The sequence below is a fragment of the Streptomyces sp. NPDC054932 genome, assembly GCF_053610205.1.
Genome location: NZ_JBSGXU010000057.1, coordinates 1 through 24367, shown reverse-complemented (window position 1 = coordinate 24367; position 24367 = coordinate 1). Strand labels below are relative to the sequence as shown.

The window sequence follows — 24367 nt, the reverse complement described above, 5'->3', positions numbered from 1 at the left end:
ATGGCCCGGCGCTACCGCGCGGACGCGGCCCGGCGGATCCGCCGGGCGACGGCGTGCGAGGCCACGGTGGCCGCCCCCGCCAGTGCCAGTCCCCGGACGATGTCGCGCGGGCGCGTGGGCCGCAGCACTCCGGCGCGCCGCAGCCGGCCGCGCGCCCACAGGGTGAAGGGGACCACGAGCAACGGCGAGGTGACCACCCCCGGGGTGTAGCCCCGGGTCGAGGCGGCCTGCGCGATGTGGACGAGTCCGTGCAGGCCGAATCCGTTCAGGGATGCCTGGTAGAAGGCCGAGCGTCCGCCGGTGCGGTGCCCCTCGAGGGCGGCGGCTCCGACGACGAGGGCCATCACGCCGACCGCGGCGACGAACTCGCGGCCGTCCACACCTTCCAGGCGCCGCCAGACCGGTTCGGGCACGCGGGGGTGGCGCTCGCGCAGGACGGGGACCCGGGTGCGGGACCAGCGCTCCACCGTGGCCACTTCCTCCAGGTCGTGCAACGCCCAGGCGGCGAACAGCCCGAGAGTGACGGAACTGCCGGGTATCGAAGATGCGTTCATGAGGCAACAGTCTGCAGCCACAGGGGCAGCAGCAGGAGCGACACGAGCGAACTCTTGATCACGACCGACGCGGAGAGGTCGACGCCCACGTCGTAGCGCTGGGCGAAGATGAACAGGTTCTGCGGGGTCGGCATCGCCGCGATCAGGACGAGGTACGCCAGCCACTCGCCCCGTACGCCGACGAGCAGCCCGCACACCGCCCAGGTGAGCAGCGGGAAGGCCAGGCACTTGAAGCCGATGAGGGCGAGTTCCTCGCGCGTGGTGCCCCGCAGGTCGAGGCCGAGGCCGCCGAGGTGGAGGCCGAGGGCGAACAGGGCGACCGGGGAGGCGCTGTCCCCGACGAACGCGGCGCCGTCCAGGACCACGGCCGGGACCCGTACCGAGAGCAGGTTGAGCAGGATCCCCGCATTGCAGGCGAGCACCAGTGGGGTGGCGAGCGAGGCGCCGACGGCGCGGGAGAGGCGGCGGCCCGGGCCGCCGGCCGCGGGCCCGGGACGGCCCAGCTCCATGAGGGCGATGACGACCAGGGACAGGACGCAGACCTGGAACAGCAGGATCGGGAAGATCGGCGCCGCCGTCCCGAACACGGTGATGAAGACGGGCACCGCGAAGTACGCGGTGTTCACCTGGACTCCCGCCATCACGCGCAGGGCCACCTCGCGGGGCTCGCGCAGGCCGTGGGCGACCGCCGCCGCGGCCACTGCCAGGACGGCGAGGGCCGCGGCTCCGGCATAGCCGCCAATCGCCCGCCAGTTGAACAGCGCCCCGAGGTCGCTGGCGTAGATGTTGCCGAAGAGGTAGCAGGGGACGGCGAAGAGGAAGGCGTAGTCGGAGAAGACCTTGGATGCCTCGGCCGGAACGATCTTCCGGCGGGCGAGCAGCACCCCGCCGCCGAACGCCAGCAGCACCGGCACCAGATTCTCCAGTGCGGCCGCGCCACCCATACCTGCTCCCCCATGATCGACAGGCCAGCAGCTTAGGGCCCGTCCTGTCGATCAGGTCGGTCGGCCCGGGTTGTCCGGTGCGGTGCATCGCAAGGCGGAGGAACGCAGCTCGTACTTGGCCGTACTCGCGCGTTTCGACAACGCGGAGAGGTGCCGTGCCGGGCAGGCCGGGCCCGGCCTGATCGGCAAGACGGGCCCTGGGCCGTCGCGGGGACCGGCGGCGCATAGGGTGGTCCGATCATGAGCGACAGAGCCCGTACCCGGCTGCGCAGCCGGACCCGCGAACGCGTCCGTACCACCCCGGAGGCCGGTCCACGGGTGCCCGGCGCGCTGGGTCAGCTCGCCCTGGTGCTGCGCACGCCCGCAGGGCCGGCGCAGCCGCTGCTCGGGCAGGCCCCCAAGCGGTGGCAGCGGGCGCTGCCGTTCGTCGTGGCCGGTGTCTTCGTCATCACGCTGCTGCCCGTCACCATCACCGTGCTGACCGAGGACTACGGGATGCCCGGCGGCTGGGCGGGGGCGATGGGGGTGGCGCAGACCGTCCCGCTGCTCCTCGCGGTGACCCGGCCGCTGCCCGCCTGGGTCATCGTCCTGGCCTCGCACACCGCCGGCGCGGTGTTGCTGCTGGGGGCCGACGACGTGGCGGGGCACGCCTGGCCGTGGCCGCCGATGACCATCGTGGGCTACCTGCTGCTGATGGCCTGCCTGGGACTGCGCGAGTCCATCCGGACCCTGGTCGGGGTGTGGCTGGCGACCGGCGCCGTCGGGATGGTGCTCGGCTTCTCCCAGCCCGCGGGCGTCACCAACACCTCCGCTCTGCTCTTCGTGCTGAGCGCGGTGGTGCTGGTGCTGACGGGCGCGCTGCGCGGGCTGGGCGACGCGCAGCAGCGGGTCGCCGAACAGGAGAGCATCAGCGAGGCGGAGCGGGCCCGGCGGACCCTGCTGGAGGAACGGGCCCGGATCGCACGCGAGTTGCACGACGTGGTGGCCCACCACATGTCGGTGATCACCGTGCAGGCCGATTCGGCGCCGTACCGGGTGCCGGGGATGTCGGAGCCGGTACGGGAGGAGTTCGCGGCGATCGCGGCGAGCGCGCGGGAGTCGCTCGGCGAGATGCGGCGACTGCTGACCGTGCTGCGCGGCGACGGGGCGGGCGGGGCGAACGGCGCCGACGGCGAGCGGACCCCGCAGCCGGGGATCGACCGGCTCCAGCAGCTGGTGGAGGCGACCGTACGGGCCGGGCAGCCGGTGGAGTTGTCGCTGGCGGCCGGGGCGGCCGGTGCGGCGCCGCCCGCGGTGGACCTGTCGGCGTACCGGATCGTGCAGGAGGCCCTGGCCAATGTGGTCCGGCACGCGCCCGGCGCGCCCACCCGGGTCTCGGTGACCGTGGACGAGGACGAGGTCCTCGTCCTCGTGGTCAACGGCCCGGCCCGGGACGCCGTGGTGGAGCTGGAGGGTTCGGGCACGGGGCACGGTCTCGTGGGGATGCGCGAGCGCGTACGGTTGACCGGCGGGACGCTCGACACCGGCCCGCTGCCCGACGGCGGCTTCCGGGTCGCCGCCCGACTGCCGTTGAACGACCCTGCTGAGGAATCCGGTTGACCATCCGCGTGATCATCGTCGACGACCAGGCCATGGTGCGGGCCGGGTTCGCCGCCCTGCTGTCGGCGCAGGCCGACATCGATGTGGTGGGCGAGGCCCCCGACGGACGGCAGGGGGTGCAGGTGTCCCGCTCCACGCACCCGGACGTGGTGCTGATGGACGTACGGATGCCGGAGATGGACGGGCTCACGGCTGCCCGGGAGATCCTCGATCCCCCGCCGGGCGTGGTGCACCGGCCGAAGGTGCTGATGCTGACCACCTTCGACATCGACGACTACGTGTACGAGGCGCTGCGCGCCGGAGCCTCCGGTTTCCTGCTCAAGGACGCCCCGCCGGCCGATCTGATCGCGGCGGTCCGGGTCGTCGCCTCGGGCGAGGCGCTGCTGGCGCCCTCGGTGACCCGGCGGCTGATCGCGGACTTCGTCCAGCAGCGCCGGGCACCGCGCAGGGATCCCGCGCTGCGGTTGAAGGGGCTCACCCCGCGCGAGACCGAGGTGTTGGAGCTGATCGCGCGCGGGCTGTCGAACCAGGAGATCGCGGGGCATCTGGTGCTGGCGGAGCAGACGGTGAAGACGCACATCGGGCGGGTGCTGGCCAAGCTCGACCTGCGGGACCGGGCCCAGGCCGTGATCTTCGCGTACGAGGCGGGTCTGGTGCGGCCGGGCGACTCCGGCTGAGCCGGGCCGCTTCCGCGTCGGTTCCCGCCGGTTCCGGGCCGCTTCCGGCCGGTTGGGCTACGGCACGTTCGCCAGCGTCTCGCATCCCGCGGTGAAGTCGGTACCGCCCTCGCCGTCGCAGGCGTCCGGGGCGTCCGGTCCGCCGTTGAGGAAGTCGGTGGCGGGGCCCGCCTTGAGGGTGTCGATGCCGTCGCCGCCGTCGAGGAAGTCGCTGCCTCCCGCGGTTCCCGCGCTGGCCGTGCCGGAGGCATCGACGTTGTCGCCGAGGATGCGGTCGTTCCCGGCGCCGCCGGTGATCGTGTCGTCGCCCGCGGCGGTCCGGGTCGCGTCGGCCGGGCCGCTGTCCCCGACGAGGAACTCGTCGGAGGCGCCGCCGATGATCCGGTCGTTCCCGGCGCCGATCGCGAGCCCTCCCGCCGGGTTGGTGACGGCGTGGTCCCCGATGGCGTACACCCCACCGTCCGGTCCCAGGTCCAGCAGGTCGTTGCCGCCGTTGCCGATCGCGTTCTGCGCGGCTTCGCTGTCCCCGGTCATGGACTCGGCGCCGGGCCCTCCGAGCAGTACGTCGCTCCCGGCTCCCGCGGCATTGCCGGAGAACGCGCCGGAGTCTCCGAGCAGGGAGTCGTCGCCGGGGCCGCCGTCGATCCGGTCGTTGCCGCCGCCCACCGCGCTCAGCCCCCGGCTGTCGCCCGTCATCCGGTCGTTGCCGGGGCCGCCGACGATCTGGTCGTTCCCGCCACCGGTGGCGGTGCCCCCGGGTGCGTAACTGTCGCCGGTGAACTGATCGTCCCCGTCACCGCCGAGGAGCCGGTCGTTGCCGCCGCCCGTGGCGTCGCCGGTCGGGCTGAAGCCGTCGCCGCGCAGCTGGTCGGTGCCCGCGGAGGCGTCGATCTGGTCGTTGCCGAGCCCGCCGATGAGGATGTCGTCGCCGGCCAGCCCGCAGATGAGGTCGTTGCCGCCCCCGCCGTGGATCGTGTCCGGACCTGCGGTACCGACGATCACATCATTGCCGGGGGTGCCGTCGGTGGTCGCGCCGGGGGTCGCCACGACGAGGGTGGCGGGGACGCCGAAGCAGGTCACGGCCCGTGCGCTGACATTCGTGGTCCCGAGGAGGACGACGGACCCGGCGGCCAGGGCGCAGGCGAAACCGGTGGCGGCGACCCGGCGCGCGCGCCGTCCCGGTTCGGGGGCGCGCTGGTGTTCCCAGTGGGGCATCGTCGGTACTCCCTTTGCCGCAATTAGTCGGACCATCACCACAATGAGCCGTGGTGGGCCCCGGCCGCGCCGACACACGGAAGCGCTCGGGCAGACGGCTGACGCGGATCGCACCCATGGAGCAAGCACGGGGCCTGCGGGCGGCGCGCGCGGGCAGGGCCCGGAACGGCGCCGTCTCCTCCACCCCCTACCGGGGTATGACATCCGACTTGGCTCCACGGTCCGACGTACACGCCGGTACCCCCTACCTACCTTCCACCTCGTCACGAGGAGAGGAGAAGGGGCATGCGCCGCTTCGGAAGGACGCCGGCCGCGGCCGCACTGGCGGTGGCCGTCGTCGGGGGGACCGCCGGATGGGCGTCGGGCGACAGCCGGACGGCGGTCACCGGCCCGCCGCCGGGGACCGACGCCTGGCGGGCCGATTCGGCGTCCGGCCGGTCGCTGCCCGATCCGGCGACCGCGGAGCCGCGCGAGGTGGCCGCCTTCTTCGCCGGGTCGGACGACGCGGCGCGCCGCAGGCTCGTACGGTCCCACCCGCTGGTGGTGGGAAACCTGGACTCCCTGACGGCGTTCGCCTCGATCGCGAAGGGAGAGGCCCGATGAGCGCCCTCACCACCCCGGCCCCGCTGCGGAGGGCCGCCGAGCGGATCGCCCGGCAGACCCCCGCCGACCGCGACCGCGCGATCGACGGGCTGCGCGCCCTGGCGCTGCTGGCCGTGCCCACCGGGCACTGGCTGCTCGGCGGCTTCACCCTCGACCCCGACGGCGGCCTGCACAACGCCAGTCCGCTGACGGCCCTCGGCGCACTGGCCCCGGCGAGCTGGGTGCTCCAGATGCTCGGCATCTTCTTCCTCGTCGGCGGTTACGCCTCGGCGCTCTCCTTCGGGCGCCGCACCGGTTCGACGGGCGCCTGGCTGAAGGGCCGGATCGTCCGGCTGGGGCGGCCGGTGCTGGGGGTGACCGCGGTGTGGGCCCTGGCCGCGCCCGTGCTGTACGCGGCCGGGGTGCCGGAGGCGTCGCTGCGGACCGGGGCGAAGCTGGTGATCCAGCCGCTGTGGTTCGTCGGGGTGTACGTGGTGGTCACCGCGCTCACCCCGTACTGCGTGCGGGCGGCGCGGCGCCTCGGCGGCTGGGCGGCCGCCCCGCTGCTCGGCTCGGTCGCCGTGGTGGACTTCCTGCGCTACGGGCCGTTCGCCGACTCCGTGCCCTCCTGGCTGTCCCTGGTGAACATCCTGCCGGGCTGGCTGTTCGCGTACCAGCTCGGTGTCTCGTGGGCCGAGCGGCGGATCGGGCGGCGCGGGGCCTGGCTGCTGCTGGCCGGCGGGGCGCTGCTGTTCGCGGCGCTGCTCGCCGTCTTCCACTACCCGGCGTCGATGGTGGGCGTGCCGGGCGCGTCCCGGACCAACTCGCACCCGCCGTCGCTGCTGGTACTGGCCCTGGCCGCGGCCCGGGCGGGTGCGGGGAGGCTGCTGCGCGACCGGCTGGCGAAGCTGCTGGCCCGGCCCGCCCTGTGGGCTCCGGTGGTCGTGATCAACCTGTCGGCGATGACGATCCTGTGCTGGCACCAGACGGCCATGCTGGCCGCGGCCGTGCCCGGCTCGTTCGTGGGTGAGCTGGCCGGCCTCACGGCGGCGCCGGACGGCCCGGGCTGGGTGGCGGCGCGGCTGGCGTGGATGCCCGTGTTCGCGGCGCTGTTCGTGGGCATCGCCCGCCACGCGCGGCGGTTCGAGAGCCCGCCGCCCCGAGGGCACCGGGCGGGCGCACTGCGCCGGACCGTGGCCGGGCTGCTGGCGGCGGGGTTCGCGGTGTTCGCGCTGGGTCTCGCCTGAGCGCCTCCGGCCGCCGCCGCGTACGACGAGAGCGCCGCTCCCCTGACGGAGCGGCGCTCTTGACGCGTACGGGTGCTCCCGCGTCAGGCGATCGAGGCGGCGACGATCGCGGCGACGGCGAGGTTGCAGGCGGAGGAGACCCAGACCGCCGGGTGGGGCTGCGGGTCGACGACGATGGCGCCGAGCTTGCCCGGGGTGACCAGGTCGAGCACCAGGAAGGCCACCGCCATCAGGATCAGGCCGAGCAGGCCGAAGGCGGCGGTCGACAGCAGGCCCTTGCCGAAGTCGTCGTAGGTGGTCCAGATCGAGGTGAAGACGATGCCGCCGATGCCGAGAAGCGCGGAGCTGAGGAAGAGGGCCGCGTTGCGGTTGCGCTCCTCCCAGATCTGCTTGGGAAGCTTCCCGGGCGTCAGCACGTCCACGAGGACGATGCCGAGGATCAGCAGGACCAGACCGAGGGCGCCGTAGGCGCTGGTGCGGCCAAGTCCGTTGATGATGTCGCTCATTGAGAAGCCTGTCTCCGCGTGGGTGGGAAAGTATGTGCCGTGGGGAGGCCGAATCTATCGCACGGCCTTGACGCGGACCATGGGGAGGTCAGCAGATGGTAAAGGTCAGGGCCGCGCGGCCGGCCGAGGCGGAGGACCTGACCGGGCTGGTGATGCGGTCCAAGGCGCACTGGGGGTACGGCGCGAACTTCCTGGCCGCGTGCGCGGAGGAACTGCGGATCCGGGCCGAGGACGTGACGGCCCGCCGCGTCCTCGTGGCCGAGAACGGGCGGGGGGAGGTGCTCGGGGTCGCCTCGCTGGAGGGGGCCGGCGGCCCGGCGGCGGTGCTGGGGCTGCTGTTCGTGGAGCCGTCGGCCATCGGGCAGGGCGTGGGCCGGCTGCTGTACCGGGAGGTGCTGCGGCGGGCCGTGGAGCTGGGCGTGCGCCGACTGGTGATCGACTCCGATCCGCATGCGGCCGGGTTCTACCGGGCGATGGGGGCGGTGCCGGCCGCGCCGGACGGCCACGGAAGAGGGGGCGGGGACGGCGATGGCCCGTCCCTGGTCCGCTTCGAGGTGGCTCCCGCCCCGCTCGCCGACTGGGCGCGGGCCTGGACCGGCGGCGGGCGGGCCGTGCACCTGGGCAATGTCGGCGAGTTCAACGCGCAGTTCGCCGATGCCACCCTGGACCAGGAGCAGCGGCCCGCACACCACTACGCCTGCCTGGCCGCCTTCTACAGCCCCCACCCCGCCGCGCTCGTGCTGCCGCGGCCGGTGCCGCGGGGCTGGACCGAGCTGGTCTGCCGCGGGCTGGGCTGGACCGGCGTCGAGGTGTACGACGGCCTGGTGGACCGGGGTCCCGGCCTCGCCGACGCCGTACGGGCCCGGCCGGCGCTGGCCGCGCTGCTGACGGGGGCCGGGCTGCCGCTCGTACCGTGGGGGCGCACCCGGTCGTTCGCCCGGCTGGCGGGCCGGCCGTGGCGGGCCGATGAGCTGCGATACGAGTCGAAGTCCGCGGCGCACGGGCTCTTCGGGCGGATCCTGGCGGACGGCGGTCATCCGGGCATCCGGCTCCCCGGGCAGTGGCGGGCCGGCGGGCGGTGGACGGCGGCCCGGATGCTGGCGGCCCGGACCAGGGCGGGCGAGAGCACCGTTCTGAAATCGGAGCATGGTGTCGGGGGTTCGGGCACCACGGTGGTCACCCCCGCACAGGTCCGCGCCGCGGGCGGAGCGCGGGCCGTGCTGCGGCGGCTGCCGCGCGGGCCGCTGCTGGTCGAGGAGTTCGTCGGCCGTCCGGCGCAGGAGGGCACGGACGAGGGGGTGGGCGAGGCCGGGGGCCCGCGGGATCTGACCTACGACGGGTTCGTCGACGATGCGGGCCGCGTGCACGACGTGGGCGGGGCGGTGATGGACGTGGCGGACGGCTGTTACCGGGGCGCCACGGTGGGGCCGGGGGTGGTGCCGGGGTGGGCGGAGAAACCCCTCATGGCCTTCGGGGCGGCGGTGGGCCGGGAGCTCGCGGATTCGGGCTACCGGGGCTGGTTCGACGTGGACTTCGTCGCGGACGGGGAGGGCCGGCTCGCGCCGACCGAGACGAACCTGCGGCTGACCGGGCCGGCGATCGCCTTCATGGTGGCGGCCCGGCTCGACGTGCTGCGGGGCGCGGGCCACCTCGTACGGATCGCCGACCGGGTGGAGCTGGGCGCGCGGCTGCCCGAGGCGCAGCTGGACGAGTTGTGGGCGGTGCTGGCACGGGGCTGCGCGGACCTCGGGGCGGTGTTCGTCCCCGCGATCCCGACGGGGGCCTTCGACCCCGCGCCCTGGGTGGGGGTGCTGGTGGCCGCGCGCAGCGAGGAGGTGCTGGACGCGGCCGAGGCACTGGTGCGGGCCGAGGCCCTCGCCGTCGGGGCGATGTTCGGCCCGCCGGAGACCGCGTAGGACGTGTCCGCGACGCCCCGGCGGGTGGACGGGAGGTCAGCTCCTGTCTTCGTAGTCGAAGGGTGAGTCGGGCCTCCGGGCTATGTGGACGGCCAGGATGAAGCCCGCGATCATCAGGGGGATGTTGAAGGTGTAGACGAGGAGGGCCTGCAGGGGCCAGTCCTGCTTGGCCGCCAGCCGGTAGGCGTTGTCCTGCGGCCACCAGGCCAGCAGCAGGTAGCTCGCCGCGAGGTGGACGACCCTGGTGCGGCGGTCGGAGCGGCCGCGGTTGCGGTGTTGCAGCATGCGGTACCCGGTGAACAGGAACGCCAGGCCCGCGCCGAAGGACACGCATTCGGCCACGTAGAGGAGGAAGAAGAGGGCCGCCCACGGGTAGGGCACGGCGGAGAGGTCCGTGGATCCGGGCCACACGACGAGGGTGAGCAGCCAGGTGACGAAGGAGAGGACGATCGTCATGCACCCGGCGGCGACGACGCGGCCACCGTCGGAGTCGACGACGGTGGGGGGTTGCGGGGTGAACTTGCTGCCGTGCAGGGCTGGTTGTTCGGAGACGGGCTGCGTGGGCAGCGGCAGGGCCGAGCGGTCCTCCTGTCCGGCACGATTGCGCGGCAGGGCCTTGAGCCGGACGAGGATCTGCGGGGACGCCTCCTTGAGGACGACGCCGGACAGATGGTTGCGCAGGCCGTGGATCGCGGGCAGCGGGGCGGAGGCGTCCCAGGCCGGGCTGCCGGGCGGCGGGGACACGTAGGCGACGAGCCGACTCTCCCCGCCCTTGTCGACCCCGGCGAGGAGGGCCGCGCCGATGCCCGGGTGGGTGCGGATCGCGGCCTCGACGGGGTGGGGGTCGAAGGAGCCCCCGTGGAGCGGGATCCGGTCCCGGATGCGGCCGGCGTACTCCAGCAGGCCGTCGGGACGGAGCAGACCGAGGTCACCGGTGGGTATCGCGTCACCACCGCCGGGCGGCGTGAGGTGCAGCTCGCCGCCCCGCACGTGGATCCGGCAGCCGGCAAAGGGGGTGCCCAGCACGGAGAGCCGTTCCGGATCGGCGACGGGGGCGGGCAGGTGCGGGAGTTCGAAGGCGGCGCCCACCCCGGCGGTCTCGGTGAGCCCGTAGACGTTCAGGACCCGCACGCCGGGCCGCAACCGGACGTGCAGGGCGTCCAGTTCGTCGAGGTGCAGGCGGTCCCCGGTGACGGTGACCAGGCGCAGCGGGCGCAGCCTCGGAGGGCCGGTCCTGCGGGCCGCGGCATGCGGTCTGGGGCCGTCGACCACCAGCGGGCCGATGCCGGCCGGATCCGTGTGCAGGACGCTGACCTCCTGGCTCGCGATCGCCGAGCGGACCTGGTCCGGATACCGGGACGCCCAGGAGTACCCCGGGGGAAGGACCAGGCTGCCGCCGGTGCACAGGGCCCTGGTCCAGCCGGCGGAGAAGGCGGTGACGTCCGGCCGGGCGGTGATGAGGTGGCGGTCCTGCGGGGACAGCCGGGCCAGCTCGGCCCAGCCCTGGTGGGCGGCGAGCAGCAGGGCCTGGTCGACGGGCACGGCGCGCGGTTCGTTGCTCGCGGTGAACAGCACGGCCGCGCCGCCGTCGGCCACCGCGCCGCCGTCGGCCACCGCGCCGCCGTCGGCCACCGAGCCGCCGTCGACGACGGCGCCGTCGCCGGTCCCCGCGGAGTCGGGTGCGCGGCCGGGCCGGGCGGCGATGGCGGCCGCCTCGGCGTCGGGCAGGATCGCGCGCAGCCCCGTACCGGTGTCGAGGGCGGCTCCGTGCGCCTCGTTGGTGAGCAGCGCGAAGGGGGCGAAGGGCCGGAGCGCGGAGAGCTGTTGCCGGCCGGTGCGGGGCGTCTCGGCGTCCACCACGGCGTAGACCCCGCCGGCTTTCAGGACGGCAAGGATGCCGACGATCAGTTCGTCCTGCCGGGTGGTGCCGATGGCGACGAGGCCGCCGGGCGGCAGGCCGTGGGCGAGCAGCTGGTGCGCCAGCCGGTTGGCCCGGCCGTCGAGTTCCCCGTAGGGGATGCTCCTGGCGCCCGTGATGAGGGCGGGGGCCTCGGACGTGTCCCGCGCCCACTGCTCGAAGCGCTGCAGGACGGTGTCGGTGGTTCGTTTGCCGAAGCGTACGGACTCGGATCCCTGCGTCATGAACCGATGATGCCACTGGGTGCCGACAACGGACCGGGGTCGGCAAAATCCTCCGTCCGGGCGGGAGTTGGAAACTCCTGGGGTTGTCCTGGAACGAAGCCTTGACCTCAAGTTTGATTGAGGTCCTAGCGTTCGGGTCATGGACATGGAAGTCACCGCCTGGATGTCGCTCCACAGCGCGATCAACGCCGAGCAGGACCGTCGCCCGTTCTCCCGGGCCGGCCTGCGCCGCATCGCAGCCTTCGCCCGCCCGCACCGCCGCGGGCTCACCCTGTTCCTTCTGCTGAGCGTGGTGACCGCGCTGCTCGCGGTGGCCACGCCGGTGCTCGCCAGCCGGGTCGTCACCGCCATCGTGGACGGCGGTGACAGCTCCGTGGTCACCCGGCTGGCCCTGCTCATCGCGCTGATCGCGGTCGCGGAGGCGGGGCTCGGACTGCTGACCCGCAGGCTCTCCGCCACCCTGGGCGAGGGGCTGATCCTGGATCTGCGGACGGCGGTCTTCGACCACGTGCAGCGGATGCCGGTCGCCTTCTTCACCCGGACCCGGACGGGGGCCCTGGTCAGCCGCCTCAACAACGATGTGATCGGCGCCCAGCGGGCCTTCAGCAACACCTTGTCGGGAGTGGTCGCCAACACGGTCACCCTGCTGCTGACCCTCACCGTGATGCTGAGCATCTCCTGGCAGATCACCCTGCTGGCGCTGGTGCTGCTGCCGGTGTTCGTGCTGCCGGCCCGCCGGATGGGCGCGCGGATGGCGGCGATGCAGCGGGAGGCCTCCACGCTGAACGCCGCGATGGGCACCCAGATGACCGAGCGTTTCTCGGCCCCCGGCGCGACGCTGGTCAAGCTGTTCGGGCGGCCGGCCGACGAGTCCGCGGAGTTCGCGGCCCGGGCCGCGCGGGTGCGGGACATCGGGATCCGTACGGCGATGGCCCAGTCGGCCTTCATCACGGCCCTCACCCTGGTCTCGGCCCTGGCCCTCGCCCTCGTCTACGGGCTCGGCGGGTACTACGCCCTGCGCGGTTCCCTGGACGCCGGTTCCGTCGTCGCCCTCGCTCTCCTCCTGACCCGGCTGTACGCCCCGCTGACCGCGCTCGCGGGCGCCCGCGTCGAGGTGATGAGCGCGATGGTGAGCTTCGAGCGGGTCTTCGAGATCCTCGACCTGAAGCCGCTCATCGCGCAGAAGCCGGACGCCCGCAGGGTCCCGCCGGGCCCGGTGGCGGTGGAGTTCGACCGCGTCTCCTTCGGCTACCCGGCCGCCGACAAGGTCTCGCTCGCCTCCCTGGAGGAGGTGGCCGCACTCGACGCCCGGGGCGGTACGCCGGTGCTGCACGAGGTGTCCTTCCGTGCCGAGCCGGGCCAGATGATCGCCCTGGTCGGCTCGTCCGGCGCCGGCAAGTCGACCATCGCGCAGCTGCTGCCCCGGCTGTACGACGCCGATGCGGGCGCGGTCCGCCTCGGCGGGATCGACGTACGGGACCTCACCGCCGACTCGATCCGCGACACGCTCGGCATGGTCACCCAGGACGGGCACCTCTTCCACGAGTCGGTCCGGGCCAATCTGCTGCTGGCCCGCCCGGATGCCTCCGAGGAGGAGATCTGGGAGGCGCTGCGGCGCTCGCGGCTGGACGGGCTCGTCGCGTCGCTGCCGGACGGGCTGGACACGGTGGTCGGGGAGCGCGGCTACCGGCTGTCGGGCGGAGAGCGGCAGCGGCTGACCATCGCGCGGCTGCTGCTGGCCCGGCAGCGGGTGGTGATCCTCGACGAGGCCACGGCGCACCTGGACTCGACCTCGGAGGCCGCGGTGCAGGAGGCCCTGGGCGAGGCACTCGCGGGCCGGACCGCGGTGGTGATCGCACACCGGCTGTCGACCGTGCAGGCGGCGGATCTGATCCTGGTGGTCGAGGACGGCCGGATCGTGGAACGGGGCACGCACACCGAGCTGCTGGCGTCGGGCGGCCGGTACGAGGAGCTGTACCGCACCCAGTTCGCGGTGTCGGACGGCGAGGCACCGGTGTCGGGAGCATGATGCTGTGATGGACATCAAACTGGAACTCGTCGCCGTCCCCGTCACCGACGTCGACCGGGCCAAGGCCTTCTACGAGAAGCTCGGCTTCAACGCCGACCACGACGTGACCGTCAGCGAGGACATCCGATTCGTCCAGCTGACGCCGCCGGGCTCGGCCTGCTCGATCGCGATCGGCAAGGGGCTGACCCGGATGACCCCGGGGGCGCTGGACAACATGCAGGTCGTCGTCACCGACATCGAGGAGGCGTACGAGGACCTGCGCGGCCGGGGGGTGGAGGTGACGGAGATCCAGGATCTGCCGTGGGGCTCCTTCGTCTACTTCTCCGACCCCGACGGAAACGGCTGGGCGGTCCAGCAGACCACCCCGCGCAAGACGGCGGGGACCGCCTGAGCACGTCCCCGGCATCGCAGGAGGAACGGCCTGGCCGGCCGGGCCCGGCCGTTCCTCCTGGTCAGGGGCTCTCATTGGATCTTCCGCCGAGGGCGTTTCGCGGCCGTGGTCCGGAACGCGCATTGCGCACCGGTGTGTTGAAGGCTTGGCTTGCCAAGGTCAACACGGCGAGACCGCCCCCGAGGAAGCGCATGACATCCCTGCTCGAAGGCTGTACGCCCTGGCCCGAGGCGTTCGTCGACCGCTACTGGGCGGCCGGCCACTGGCGCGGCAATACGCTGGACAACCTGCTCCGCGGCTGGGCCCGGTACTACGGGCCGCGGACCGCGCTCGTGCACGGCGCCACCCGGATCACGTACGCGAACCTGAACCGGCGCGTGGACCGGATGGCCGCCGGCTTCCGGCTGCGGGGCCTGCGACCGGGGCAACGGGTCGTCGTCCAGCTGCCGAACGTTCCCGAGTTCGTCATCACCGTGTTCGCGCTGATGCGCATCGGCGCGGTCCCCGTCCTGTGCCCGGTGACGCACCGCGCGGCCGAGGTGTCCCACCTCGTGCGGGTCAGCCAGGCCGTCGGCCACGTCGCTCCCCCGGCCCACCGGGGTTTCGACCTCACGGCGATGGCGGCGGACATCGCGGCCCGAGGGCCTTTCCTGCGGCGCGTGTTCACCTTCGAGGCGCCGGGCGAGTCCTCCCCGTACGGCGGCTTCACGATCGACGCGGCGGGCTGCCACTACTACCCGCTCGCCTCCGTCGACTCCCCGCCCGAGCGGCCGCTGGCGCAGAGCGCCGAACAGGTGGCCTTCTTCCTGCTGTCCGGCGGGAGCACCGCGGAGCCCACGCTCGTGCCGCGCACCCACAACGACTACGCCTACCAGGCGAGGGCCGCCGCCGACCTGGTGTCGCTGGCCGAGGACGACGTGTACCTCGCCGCGCTGCCCGCAGGGGACAACTTCGCCCTCGGCTGCCCGGGCATCGTCGGCACCCTGTCGGTCGGCGGCACCGTCGTACTGGCCGAGCACGCGGAACCCGCCGAAAGTCTTGCGGTCATCGGCCGGGAGCGGGTCACCCTCACATCAGTGGCGCCCGCCGACGCCGAACTGTGGCTCGACGCGCTTCCCGCGGTCCGGGCCGACGTGAGCAGTCTTCGCCTCGTGCAGATCGGCGGTGCCCCCCTGCGTCGCGGGACCGCCGAACGGGTGGGCCGCGAGCTGGGCTGTCGCCTGCAGCAGGTATTCGGCAGGGCCGAGGGGCTGCTCACGCTCACCCGGCCCGGAGATCCGGACGAGACCGTGCTCACCACACAGGGCCGCCCGCTCTCGCCCGACGACGAGATCCGTGTGGTCGGCGCCGACGGCAGGGACGTACCCGACGGGGAGCCGGGTGAACTCCTCGCCCGCGGCCCGTACACCCCACGGGGCCACTACCGGGCGCCCGCCCACAACGCGCGCGCGTTCACCGCCGACGGCTTCCTGCGCACCGGCGACCTCGCGCGGCGCACCCCGGACGGCAACCTGGTGGTGACCGGTCGTCTGGCGGACGCCGCGTCCGGCGCGTGACGCTCGGGCCGGCCCGGGGGGAGGATGGACGGATGCCGATGGACCGTGAAGTCATGGATCTCGGGGCGTACGTCGAACGGACCCGCAGCGGACCGTGCTTCGTCTGCGCCTTTCTCGCCGGCCACCCCGGCCATCCGCACGAGACGGTGTTCGAGGACGAGCACCATGTGGCCTTCCTCGACCGCTGGCCCACCCTCCCCGGTAAGGTCCTGGTGGCGCCCAGGGCACACATCGAGCATGCCGTCCGCGATCTGGACGCGGCGGCCTACACCCGGCTGATGCTCGTCGTACGGGAGGTCGCGCTGGCCGTCGAGGCCGTCTACGACTGCGAGCGGACCTACCTGTACTCGCTGGGGAGCCGGCAGGGGAACGCCCACCTGCACTGGCACATCGCGGCGCTGCCGCCCGGAGTTCCCTACGAGCAGCAGCAGTTCCACGCCCTGATGACCGAGAACGGTGTCCTGGCGCCGTCGCCCGGGGAGCAGGCCGCCGCGGCGGCGCGGCTGCGCGCGGCCATCGCCGCGCGCGGCGCCCTCGAGCCGCCGCGGTGAGATGCCGCGGCGGTGGGGCGGCGCGGCCGAACGCGCCTCGGGCTCAGGCCTGCGCGGCGGCGTGGTGGTGGTCGAGCTCCCACGCGTGGTGCTTGAACTCGTGGCGGAAGTCCGCGTGGTCCTCCCACTGGCGGGCGATACCGCGCAGCACGTCCCAGTTGTGCTCCACCGACTGGTCGATGACGCGGCGCGTGGCCGGCTCGGCGGAGTCGCGCTGCGCGATGAGGCCCTTGACGGCCGAGGCCTCCAGGACGGAGTTGCGCAGTGCGCGCAGCGCCCGGGAGGTGTCGTCCATGGCGAAGCCGTACTCGCTGCCCGTTTCCGCGTCGAACAGCGGGGTCAGCCGCGCCTCGATGAATGCGGTGATCCGCTCGAAGTGCTGCGCGTCCATCGGGGCTCCCTCTCCTGCCGGGTCACCACGTGTCCCCGACGTCTCCACTCGCTCCTGCTGTGCAGGGGCCATTATCCGGTAGCCACGTGGTCTATTTTGATGATCCACTGCGGGAGATCGACATGGGGGACCGGTGGACGAGAGCGCATGGCCGACAGAACGCTTCGAAGAGCACCGCTCTCACCTGAGAGCGGTGTCCTACCGCATGCTCGGCTCCCTCTCCGAGGCCGATGACGCCGTTCAGGAGACCTGGCTGCGCCTCAACCGTTCCGACGTCGATGATGTCGAGAACCTCGGCGGCTGGCTGACGACGGTCGTGTCGCGCGTGTGCCTGAACATGCTGCGCTCGCGCGAGTCCCGGCGCGAGGCCTCGATGGACGCGTATCCCACGGACCCCGTCGTCAGCCGCGAGGACACCGTCGACCCCGAGCAGGAGGCCGTGCTGGCCGACACGGTCGGACTGGCGCTGCTGGTGGTGCTCGACCAACTGGCTCCGGCCGAGCGGCTCGCGTTCGTGCTGCACGACCTGTTCGCCGTGCCCTTCGACGAGATCGCCCCGATGATCGAGAAGTCCCCGGCGGCTACCCGGCAGCTCGCGAGCCGCGCCCGCCGCCGGGTCAAGGGGGCCCCGCTGGTGCCCGAGGCCGATCTGACCCGCCAGCGCCATGTCGTGGACGCCTTCCTCGCCGCCACCCGCGGCGGGAACTTCGACGCGCTCGTCAGCCTGCTCCACCCCGACGTGGTGCTGCGTGCCGACCGGGCCGTCGGCCCCACCCCCGCCCCGATCGTCGTCCGCGGCGCCGTCACCGTCGCCACGGGCGCGATGGCCGCCATGCAGCGGGCCAGGTCCACGGCACCGGCCCTGGTCGGCGGAGTGGTCGGCCTGGCGATGGCCCCGCTGGGACGGCTGTTCCTGGTACTCGGTTTCACGATCGAGGACGGCCTGATCACCGGGATCGACATCGTGGCGGAACCGGAGCGTCTCGGCGCGCTCGAGATCGCCGCGCTCGACGTCTGACGCAGGGAGGCGGCCGCGGCGGTTCGCGCCGCGGCCGCCTCCCTGCGGGCCGCGGCGCGGCCGCGCCGTCAGGGCGCGAGCACGTCCAGTTCCTCCAGCGCGCCCACCGCGATCCGGCGGGTCAGTGCCTCGGCGCGCGCCGCATCGCCCTCCCGTACCGCCTCGGCCACCTGGACGTGCAGGGTGACGGCGGCGGGATCGGGATCGTGGAACATCACCGCGTGTTCGGTGCGGCCGGTCAGGACTTCGGCGACGACGTCCCCGAGGCGGGCGAACATCTCGTTGCCGGAGGCGTTGAGCACGATGCGGTGGAACGCGATGTCGTGCCGCAGGTAGCCCTCGAGCTGGTGGCCGCGCGAGGTGCGGACCATGCCGAGGGCCGCCTCGGTGAGTTCCGCGCACTGCTCCGGGGTCGCCAGGGTCGCGGCCAGTCCGGCAGCGACCGGTTCGATCGCGGAGCGCAGCACGGTGAGGGAACGCAGCTGCCGGGGACGGTCCTTGCCGGCCAGCCGCCAGCGGATCACGCGCGGGTCGTAGACGTTCCACTCGTCGGTGGGGCGCACCGTGACACCGACCCGGCGGCGGGACTCGACCAGGTGCATCGACTCCAGGACGCGGACGACCTCCCGTACGACGGTCCGGGAGGCGCCGAAGCGTTCGGCGATCTCGTCCGTGCGCAGGACGCTGCCCGGCAGGTGCTCCCCCGCCGTGATCGCGAGGCCGAGGGTGTCCAGCACGTGGGTGTGGAGCCCCTGCCCGGAACTGCCTTCGGTGGTCATGGCGTAAGCGTACGGTGACGCCCCGGCCGACCAAAGATGTGATGTTTCCGGTCGGGGGCTTGAATAAGTACTACTTAATAGGCTTCAGTGGTGCCCGCACGAACCGATGTCGACGAGGACAGCGAGGTAGGCGTGAGCACCCAGCGCGTCATTGTGGTGATGGGCGTGGCCGGCACGGGCAAGACGACCGTGGGCCGACTGCTCGCCGAGGCTCTCGGCATTCCGTACGCGGAGGGCGACGCGTTCCACCCCGCGGCCAACGTCGCCAAGATGTCGGCCGGCACCCCTCTCGACGACGCGGACCGGTGGCCCTGGCTGGACGCCATCGGCGAGTGGATCCGCAACCGCGCCCGCCTGTGCGGCGGCGTGGTCGCCGCCTCCTCGCTCAAGCGCGCCTACCGTGACCGGCTGCGCGCCGCGGCGCCCCGGGCCGTGTTCGTGCACCTCACCGGTGAGCGCCCGCTGATCGAGGAGCGCATGGCGGCCCGCAAGGGCCACTTCATGCCCACCACCCTGCTGGATTCGCAGTTCGCCGCGCTGGAGCCGCTCGAGGACGACGAACTCGGCGTCGTCGTCGACGTGTCCGGGACCCCGGAAGACATCACCGGGCGCGCGCTGGCCGCGCTGCGCCGACTCCCCATACACGAGAACTGAGGGAACCCCACCGTGACCGGTCTCAGCGTCGAGACTCTGGCAGCGGCCGCCACCGGCCCCATCACCTCGGCCGGGAACGCCCGGCTGGGGTTGGCCGTCCTCGCGGGCATAGCCGTCATCGTCCTGCTCATCACCCGATTCAAACTGCACGCCTTCCTGGCGCTGACGGTCGGCTCGCTGGCCCTCGGGGTCTTCGCGGGCGCGCCGTTGGCCAAGACCGTTTCCAGCTTCACCGCCGGACTCGGCGCCACGGTCGCGGGTGTCGGCGTACTGATCGCGCTCGGTGCGATCCTCGGCAAACTGCTGGCGGACTCGGGCGGCGCGGACGAGATCGTGGACACGATCCTCGCCCGGGCCAAGGGCCGGGCCATGCCGTGGGCCATGGTGCTGATCGCCTCGGTGATCGGACTGCCGCTCTTCTTCGAGGTCGGCATCGTGCTGCTGATCCCGGTGGTCCTGCTGGTGGCCAAGCGGGGCAACTACTCCCTGATGCGGATCGGCATCCCGGCGCTGGCCGGTCTGTCGGTGATGCACGGTCTGGTCCCGCCGCACCCCGGACCCCTCGTCGCCATCGACGCGCTCCACGCGAACCTGGGGGTCACCCTCGGGCTGGGCGTGCTCGTGGCCGTCCCGACCGTGATCATCGCCGGGCCGCTGTTCTCCCGGTACGCCGCGCGGTGGGTGGACATACCGGCGCCGGAGCACACGATCGCGCCGCGCCCCTCGGCGGAGCTGGAGCACCGCCCCCGGTTCGGTGCCACGGTGTTCACCGTGCTGCTTCCGGTGGCCCTGATGCTCGTCAAGGCCCTGGTCGACATCGTGGTCGACGACCCCGCGAACCCGGTGCAGCGCGTGACCGATGTCGCCGGCTCCCCGATGATCGCGCTGCTCGCGGCGGTACTGGTGGGCATGTTCACACTCGGCCGGGCGGCCGGCTTCACCCGCGCGAGGATCTCGACCACGGTGGAGAAGTCCCTTGCCCCGATCGCGGGCATCCTGCTGATCGTGGGCGCCGGCGGCGGCTTCAAGCAGACGCTGATCGACGTGGGTGTGGGTCAGATGATCCTGGACGTGTCGAAGGACTGGGCCGTTCCCACCCTGTTGCTGGCCTGGCTGATCGCCGTGGCCATCCGTCTGGCCACCGGCTCGGCGACGGTGGCCACCATCTCGGCGGCCGGACTGGTGGCCCCGCTCGCCGCGGACATGTCCACCACCGGAACCGCGCTGCTGGTCCTGGCCATCGGGGCCGGCTCGCTGTTCTTCAGTCACGTCAACGACGCCGGCTTCTGGCTGGTCAAGGAGTACTTCGGGATGACCGTCGGTCAGACCCTGAAGACCTGGTCGGTGATGGAGACCATCATCTCGGTGGTCGGCCTGGGCCTGGTCCTGCTGCTGTCACTGGTCCTCTAGCCGGTCCTCCAGCCGGTCCTCCAACTGGGCGGCGGCGAGGGCGAGGCCGCCCGCCGCCGTCGCGCACCGGGCGGCGAGTCTGGAGACCTCGGCGCGCAGGGCATCGGCCCCCGGGCCCTGCCACCCCGGGGCTCCGGCCACCCCGTGCATCCGGAACGCGTGCGTGCGCAGGGCGGCGGCGTGACCCGTAAGGCCGCCGCCCGGCGGTCGGGGCGCGGGCCGCGGCGGCCGGTCCGTGACCCGGCGGCGGGCCGGGCCGCGGGCGGGTACGGGTCCCGTCGCGGGCCGTTCGGGCAGACCCGGGCCTCGGTCGCAGAAGGCCCAGAAGGCGGCGCCGAGCCCGAGGACCGGTTCTGCGGTCTCGGCCCGGCCGGTGGCGACCTGCCAGCCCGCGTGGTCGTTGAAGGGGTTCGTGTCGGTGAGGGCGTTCCAGGCGAGGATGTCGGCGAAGGACGGGGCGAGCAGCGAGAAGGCGTGCTCGGCGCCCCGCTCGCGCATGATGGCTCGGAACATCCGGGCGGCCTCGGCCTGACGGCCCGCTCCGACGGCGCCCAGGACAGCGGCCGCGCCGGGATCCTCGAACAGTTCGGGTCGGTCCGCGCTCGCGGCCCGGATCCGGGCCTTCAGTCCGCAGACGGCGATGCTGATCGCGAGGCTCTCCCGGCCCGCCAGGACTCCGGCGAGGTGGCCGGCCCGGGCCACTCCCCGGCCCCGCGGGGCCCAGCCGAGACCCGCCGGGTCGGTGAGGGTACGCAGCAGGGTGCGCCAGCCGAGCCGGGTCCGGCCGCCCCTGGCGAGGGCGACCGCGGGCAGCCGGGCGCCGAAGGCCAGGCCGGAGGCGTGGCGGGCGGCCTGGCCGACCGCGTCGGCGGCCTCGGCAAGGGCGCGGCACGGGGCGTCGAGCGGGTCGACGTCCGGGGCGGTGGACGCGGAGGTCGCGGCGTCGGGCATGTGATCCTCGTGGGGTTCGGCAGGGGTCCGGAGGGCGGGAGGTCGGGCACGGGCGGGAAAGTCGGGCACGGGCGGGAAGTCGGGCACGGACCGGGTCGGGCACGGACCCGGACGGGCACGGGCACGGACGGGCCGGGAGCGTCGGGCCCCGCGGTGGTGAGCGCCGCGCGGCCGGGTGCCGGGGCGTCAGCGGCGGACGAGCGTGAGCCGGATGCCGTGCCGGTCGAGGGCCGCGGGCAGCGGCCCCACCGGGTCCAGCACCGGCCGCGTGCGTCCGATCCGATGGCTCCTCAGCACCTCGGCGCAGAGCGCGGCGGTGATCATCAGGCCGAGCTGGTCGCCCGGGCAGCGGCCGCCGCCGTGACTGAAGGGCGCCATCCGGATGTCCTGGTCCGCACCGGGGTTCTTCCACCGGCCGGGCACGAACACGTGCGCGGCCGGCACCCGTTCGGGGTCGCGCTGGTGGAACGCGGCGGGCAGCAGCACCGAGGTGCCCGCCGGGTAGCGCACGCCCCGCCATTCGGTCTCGGCGCGGGTGACGCGGATCAGGTCGGGCACCACCGGGTACAGCCGCAGCGATTCCCGGACGCAGGCCCGCAGCCGGGGCAGCTCGCCCCGGTCGCCTCCGGCGGCGATCTCGGCGGCCGCCTCGGCCGCGGCCAGGTCCTGCTCCGCCGGGTGTGCCCCGAGGAGGAGCAGGGTGCGCAGCAGTGTGTCCGGGACGGCGTCCATGGCCAGCAGCCAGTGCCGGGCCTGGCCGACGGGGTCGAGGGTCCCGGTGGGGTCGGCGTGGAGGGCGGCCCGCCCGGCCAGGGTGTCGCCGTCGGCGCGGGCGGCGTACTCCTCGATGCGCGCGCGGGCCCTGTCGTGCACGGAGCGGGCCGTGCGCACCCGGCCGCCGCGCAGGCCCTTGGCCTCGGCGCGCAGTTGGGTGAGCCATCCGGTGAGTTCCTCGTCCGCGGCGGCCGCGTCGCCGAGCACGATCCGCCGGGCGGCCCGGTGCACGGCGTACCGGGCGCGGGCGAGGTCGAGAGTGCCGGTTGCGGTCAGGTGCCGGGCCTCCTCGGCGAGGACCGTCAGGAAGGACGCGCAGGAGGGGTGCACGGGCATGCCCGCGGCCAGGACCTCGGCGCTGATCAGGCGCCGCTCCGCGCGGTCGCCGCGGGAGCACCCGGTGCCGTCCGGCTCCTCGAGGCTCAGCGCCCGGCACTTGTCGGGCGGGTCCGCGGCGAGGACGCTGACGGGTTCGGCGTAGAACCGGCGCAGGTCCTGCGGATCGAGGAGGACGAGGACGGTCCGGCCGGACCGGGTGCGTACGAGGGCGGGCGCGTCCCCGTGGCGTGCACGCAGGGCCCGCAGGGCGGCGGCGGAGGCCCGCACCTCGCCGGGGCGCGGTCGGGCGAGGCCCCGCAGCAGGGCGCCGAGACCGGCGAGGGCCGCCGGCCCGGTGGTGTCGGGGGGCGGGGCCGGGTGCCGGAACCATTCCCTTACGGAGGCACCCCGGCCGGCGGCTTCCGCGCCGAGCCGCGGCACGGCGGGCCGGCGGTCCGCGAACGATGCCTCACCGCGGGGTGACCGGCCGACCCGCTCGGGGCGCCGCCGGGCGGCGAGGGCCCGTACCCGGGCTCGGAGCCCGTCGAGGGCGGCCCCTTGGACCGTACGCATCCGTGCACCTCCGCGGCGGGAGCGACAACGCTCGGCGACAACGGCATCACCGTACGTCCCACCTGCGGACTCCGCGCCCCGACTAGGCCAGGGGGTCCAGCCCGAGCAGCAGCGCCGCGATGTCGAGCCCCGCGCAGAGGTAGGAGGTGAAGGCCTCGTTGTTCAGGGCCCGGGGGGAACGCCCGCGGCGCACGGACGCGATGGCCTCGGCGGGTGCGAGGCCGCGGTCGACGAGGCACTGGGCGACGACGAGCCCGGATCTGTTGTAGCCCGAGTGGCAGCGGACAAGGGTGACGAGGCCCGAGTCGAGGGCGAGTCCGGCGGTGCGGGCGAGGCGGAGGACGGTGTGGAGCTGGTGGGGGGCGAGCTCGGAGTCCGGGATCTCCGCCACGACGTGCTCGGCGCGCGGTCCGGGGCCGTGGCCGGTGCTGGTGAAGAGGCTGATGACGAGGTCGAACTCGTCCCCCACGACGGCCGGCTGGAGCTCTCCCGCCGGGTCGGTCCAGTAGTGGCCCCCCATCCACAGGCCCGGCACGATCTCGTCCCATGGCGAGACCGGTCCGGGTACGCCCCGGTCGGGTCGGCGGGTCTTGCTCATGCGGCGTGACCTCCTGGTGGCGAAGGCCGCCAGGATCTCATGCAACATGCCTTCACAGCACGGGAGTTGGGGCGAACACCGCCTCACGGAAGGTGTTGCGCAGCGTGCCTGCGGGGGCGGTCGGGATGAGGGCCGCCCAACGGTGGTGGCGGGGGGAGAGCCACAGGGCCGGGGCGTCGTCCTGTGCGCCGTGGTGGGTCCAGACCCCGTGCGGGGCGGGGTGCCAGAGCAGGCCGCGGGCGGGGGTGAGTTCGCCGGTGCGGATCCGCAGCGACTCGGCGGTCCAGGCGCGGGTGATGCCCTGCGCACCCACGGCCGGGCCGGTGGGGTCCGCGGGGGCCGCCGGGGCGATGAGGTGGCGCAGGAAGCGGACGAGGTCGGCGAGGGGCGCGCGGAGGGTGCCGTCGGCGAACCGGGTTCCGGTCATGCCCAGGGGGTGCCAGACCCGGACGGTCGCGAGCTCGGCGAGCGGACTGCCGGAGAGGTGTTCGGCGAGTCGGGTGAGGGCGGCGCTCCCGCCCGGGTGCGTGAGCAGCTGGTGGGCGGTGGTCCCGGCGGGGGTGTCCGCGGCGGCCGCGTCCCCGTAGGCGGCGAGCGGCGTGTGGAGCCGCAGCACGCCCTCGTCGACGAGGCTGCCGATGACCGGCCAGAGCGCGAGGACGGCGGTGAGGCCGCCGACGTCGAAGGAGGCGTCCGCGGGGTGACCGGCCTCCGAACCGGCCTGTGGGCCTTCGGGTCCGCCGACGGCCCACACCGCCCCGGGGTCGGCGGACTCCACGAGGGCCCGGACTGCGGTGGCCTGGTCGCACAGGGGGGTCATGGTCGCCCACGTTAACGAGCCGGGCACCGGCCTCCCGGCAGGTCGTGGCGGAGTCCGCGCTCCCGCCACCCGAATGCCCCGCGCCTGCGCGCACGCCCGCCACGGCGAGGGGGCGGGGGGCCCGCCGGGGCCCCCCCCCCCCTGTTGCCCCGGCCGGACATGATCTTGTCCC

23 protein-coding genes are annotated in these 24367 nt (G+C 74.0%); 12 read left to right on the top strand and 11 right to left on the bottom strand.

The genetic code is table 11. The features are described from left to right. Positions 1 to 11: 11 nt before the first annotated feature. Together ACWGE1_RS17790 and ACWGE1_RS17785 are read right to left on the bottom strand one after the other, a co-directional pair. Positions 12 to 554 (bottom strand): HXXEE domain-containing protein, encoded by a 543-nt coding sequence (locus ACWGE1_RS17790; protein WP_453421425.1) that lies wholly within the window; start codon positions 552 to 554, stop codon positions 12 to 14. Next, positions 551 to 1498 carry an AEC family transporter gene (locus ACWGE1_RS17785; protein ID WP_453421424.1) on the bottom strand — a complete coding sequence of 316 codons (948 nt, stop codon included), beginning with the start codon at positions 1496 to 1498 and terminating at the stop codon, positions 551 to 553. Before ACWGE1_RS17785 ends, ACWGE1_RS17790 begins: the two co-directional genes overlap by 4 nt. A gap of 240 nt (positions 1499 to 1738) precedes the next feature. On the opposite strand from ACWGE1_RS17785, the gene ACWGE1_RS17780 reads away from it, so the two are divergent. Both ACWGE1_RS17780 and ACWGE1_RS17775 read left to right on the top strand, forming a co-directional pair. Next, complete coding sequence (locus ACWGE1_RS17780) at positions 1739 to 3097, top strand: sensor histidine kinase (RefSeq protein ID WP_453421423.1); 1359 nt, start codon at positions 1739 to 1741, stop codon at positions 3095 to 3097. Continuing rightward, positions 3094 to 3774, top strand: a complete 681-nt coding sequence (locus ACWGE1_RS17775) for a response regulator (protein WP_453421422.1) — start codon at positions 3094 to 3096, stop codon at positions 3772 to 3774. The genes ACWGE1_RS17780 and ACWGE1_RS17775 overlap by 4 nt, the downstream gene beginning before the upstream one ends. A 57-nt stretch (positions 3775 to 3831) precedes the next feature. On the opposite strand, the gene ACWGE1_RS17770 is transcribed toward ACWGE1_RS17775, so the two are convergent. Then, on the bottom strand, positions 3832 to 4989 hold the full coding sequence (locus ACWGE1_RS17770) for a calcium-binding protein (RefSeq protein WP_453421421.1): 1158 nt from the start codon (positions 4987 to 4989) through the stop codon (positions 3832 to 3834). Between the two features lie 285 nt (positions 4990 to 5274). On the opposite strand from ACWGE1_RS17770, the gene ACWGE1_RS17765 reads away from it, so the two are divergent. Beyond that, positions 5275 to 5592, top strand: coding sequence for a hypothetical protein (locus ACWGE1_RS17765; RefSeq protein WP_453421420.1), 318 nt, complete (start codon positions 5275 to 5277; stop codon positions 5590 to 5592). Further along, entirely contained in the window at positions 5589 to 6818 is a 1230-nt protein-coding gene (locus tag ACWGE1_RS17760) for an acyltransferase family protein (RefSeq protein WP_453421419.1), read from the top strand. Before ACWGE1_RS17765 ends, ACWGE1_RS17760 begins: the two co-directional genes overlap by 4 nt. 83 nt (positions 6819 to 6901) lie before the next feature. Here ACWGE1_RS17760 and ACWGE1_RS17755 read toward each other — a convergent pair whose 3' ends face one another. Continuing rightward, complete coding sequence (locus ACWGE1_RS17755; protein WP_453421418.1) at positions 6902 to 7324, bottom strand: DUF350 domain-containing protein; 423 nt, start codon at positions 7322 to 7324, stop codon at positions 6902 to 6904. A gap of 95 nt (positions 7325 to 7419) precedes the next feature. Here ACWGE1_RS17755 and ACWGE1_RS17750 point away from each other — a divergent pair, with 95 nt between their 5' ends. Further along, a complete protein-coding gene (locus tag ACWGE1_RS17750; protein WP_453421417.1) occupies positions 7420 to 9240 on the top strand; it encodes a GNAT family N-acetyltransferase in 1821 nt (606 codons plus the stop codon). A 36-nt stretch (positions 9241 to 9276) separates the two neighbouring features. Here the strand turns inward: ACWGE1_RS17750 and ACWGE1_RS17745 are convergent, their stop codons facing one another. Then, complete coding sequence (locus ACWGE1_RS17745) at positions 9277 to 11382, bottom strand: AMP-binding protein (RefSeq protein WP_453421416.1); 2106 nt, start codon at positions 11380 to 11382, stop codon at positions 9277 to 9279. Between the two features lie 139 nt (positions 11383 to 11521). On the opposite strand from ACWGE1_RS17745, the gene ACWGE1_RS17740 reads away from it, so the two are divergent. The 4 genes from ACWGE1_RS17740 to ACWGE1_RS17725 all read left to right on the top strand — a co-directional run bounded on the left by ACWGE1_RS17740 (position 11522) and on the right by ACWGE1_RS17725 (position 15909). Next, the gene (locus ACWGE1_RS17740) at positions 11522 to 13411 is read left to right on the top strand and encodes an ABC transporter ATP-binding protein (RefSeq protein WP_453421415.1); all 1890 of its coding nucleotides are present in this window, start codon (positions 11522 to 11524) and stop codon (positions 13409 to 13411) included. Between the two features lie 7 nt (positions 13412 to 13418). Next, positions 13419 to 13802 carry a VOC family protein gene (locus tag ACWGE1_RS17735; protein WP_453421414.1) on the top strand — a complete coding sequence of 128 codons (384 nt, stop codon included), beginning with the start codon at positions 13419 to 13421 and terminating at the stop codon, positions 13800 to 13802. Positions 13803 to 13993: 191 nt separating this feature from the next. Beyond that, a complete protein-coding gene (locus ACWGE1_RS17730) occupies positions 13994 to 15358 on the top strand; it encodes a (2,3-dihydroxybenzoyl)adenylate synthase (RefSeq protein ID WP_453421413.1) in 1365 nt (454 codons plus the stop codon). Between the two features lie 38 nt (positions 15359 to 15396). Further along, a complete protein-coding gene (locus tag ACWGE1_RS17725) occupies positions 15397 to 15909 on the top strand; it encodes an HIT family protein (RefSeq protein WP_453421412.1) in 513 nt (170 codons plus the stop codon). Between the two features lie 43 nt (positions 15910 to 15952). On the opposite strand, the gene ACWGE1_RS17720 is transcribed toward ACWGE1_RS17725, so the two are convergent. Beyond that, positions 15953 to 16300, bottom strand: coding sequence for a hypothetical protein (locus ACWGE1_RS17720; protein WP_453421411.1), 348 nt, complete (start codon positions 16298 to 16300; stop codon positions 15953 to 15955). Positions 16301 to 16433: 133 nt separating this feature from the next. Here ACWGE1_RS17720 and ACWGE1_RS17715 point away from each other — a divergent pair, with 133 nt between their 5' ends. Further along, positions 16434 to 17318, top strand: coding sequence for a sigma-70 family RNA polymerase sigma factor (locus ACWGE1_RS17715; protein WP_453421410.1), 885 nt, complete (start codon positions 16434 to 16436; stop codon positions 17316 to 17318). A 68-nt stretch (positions 17319 to 17386) separates the two neighbouring features. Here ACWGE1_RS17715 and ACWGE1_RS17710 read toward each other — a convergent pair whose 3' ends face one another. Further along, a complete protein-coding gene (locus ACWGE1_RS17710) occupies positions 17387 to 18097 on the bottom strand; it encodes a FadR/GntR family transcriptional regulator (protein ID WP_453421409.1) in 711 nt (236 codons plus the stop codon). 132 nt (positions 18098 to 18229) lie between these two features. On the opposite strand from ACWGE1_RS17710, the gene ACWGE1_RS17705 reads away from it, so the two are divergent. Then, positions 18230 to 18751 (top strand): gluconokinase, encoded by a 522-nt coding sequence (locus tag ACWGE1_RS17705; RefSeq protein WP_453421440.1) that lies wholly within the window; start codon positions 18230 to 18232, stop codon positions 18749 to 18751. A gap of 12 nt (positions 18752 to 18763) precedes the next feature. After that, a complete protein-coding gene (locus tag ACWGE1_RS17700) occupies positions 18764 to 20161 on the top strand; it encodes a GntT/GntP/DsdX family permease (RefSeq protein WP_453421408.1) in 1398 nt (465 codons plus the stop codon). Here the strand turns inward: ACWGE1_RS17700 and ACWGE1_RS17695 are convergent. From ACWGE1_RS17695 to ACWGE1_RS17680, 4 genes are all read right to left on the bottom strand, one after another. Then, positions 20147 to 21112 carry a hypothetical protein gene (locus tag ACWGE1_RS17695; RefSeq protein ID WP_453421407.1) on the bottom strand — a complete coding sequence of 322 codons (966 nt, stop codon included), beginning with the start codon at positions 21110 to 21112 and terminating at the stop codon, positions 20147 to 20149. The genes ACWGE1_RS17700 and ACWGE1_RS17695 overlap by 15 nt on opposite strands. 186 nt (positions 21113 to 21298) lie before the next feature. Further along, positions 21299 to 22777 carry a cytochrome P450 gene (locus tag ACWGE1_RS17690; protein ID WP_453421406.1) on the bottom strand — a complete coding sequence of 493 codons (1479 nt, stop codon included), beginning with the start codon at positions 22775 to 22777 and terminating at the stop codon, positions 21299 to 21301. Positions 22778 to 22859: 82 nt separating this feature from the next. After that, entirely contained in the window at positions 22860 to 23375 is a 516-nt protein-coding gene (locus ACWGE1_RS17685) for a protein-tyrosine phosphatase family protein (protein ID WP_453421405.1), read from the bottom strand. Between the two features lie 52 nt (positions 23376 to 23427). Next, positions 23428 to 24195, bottom strand: a complete 768-nt coding sequence (locus ACWGE1_RS17680) for a hypothetical protein (RefSeq protein ID WP_453421404.1) — start codon at positions 24193 to 24195, stop codon at positions 23428 to 23430. Between the last annotated feature and the right edge of the window lie 172 nt (positions 24196 to 24367).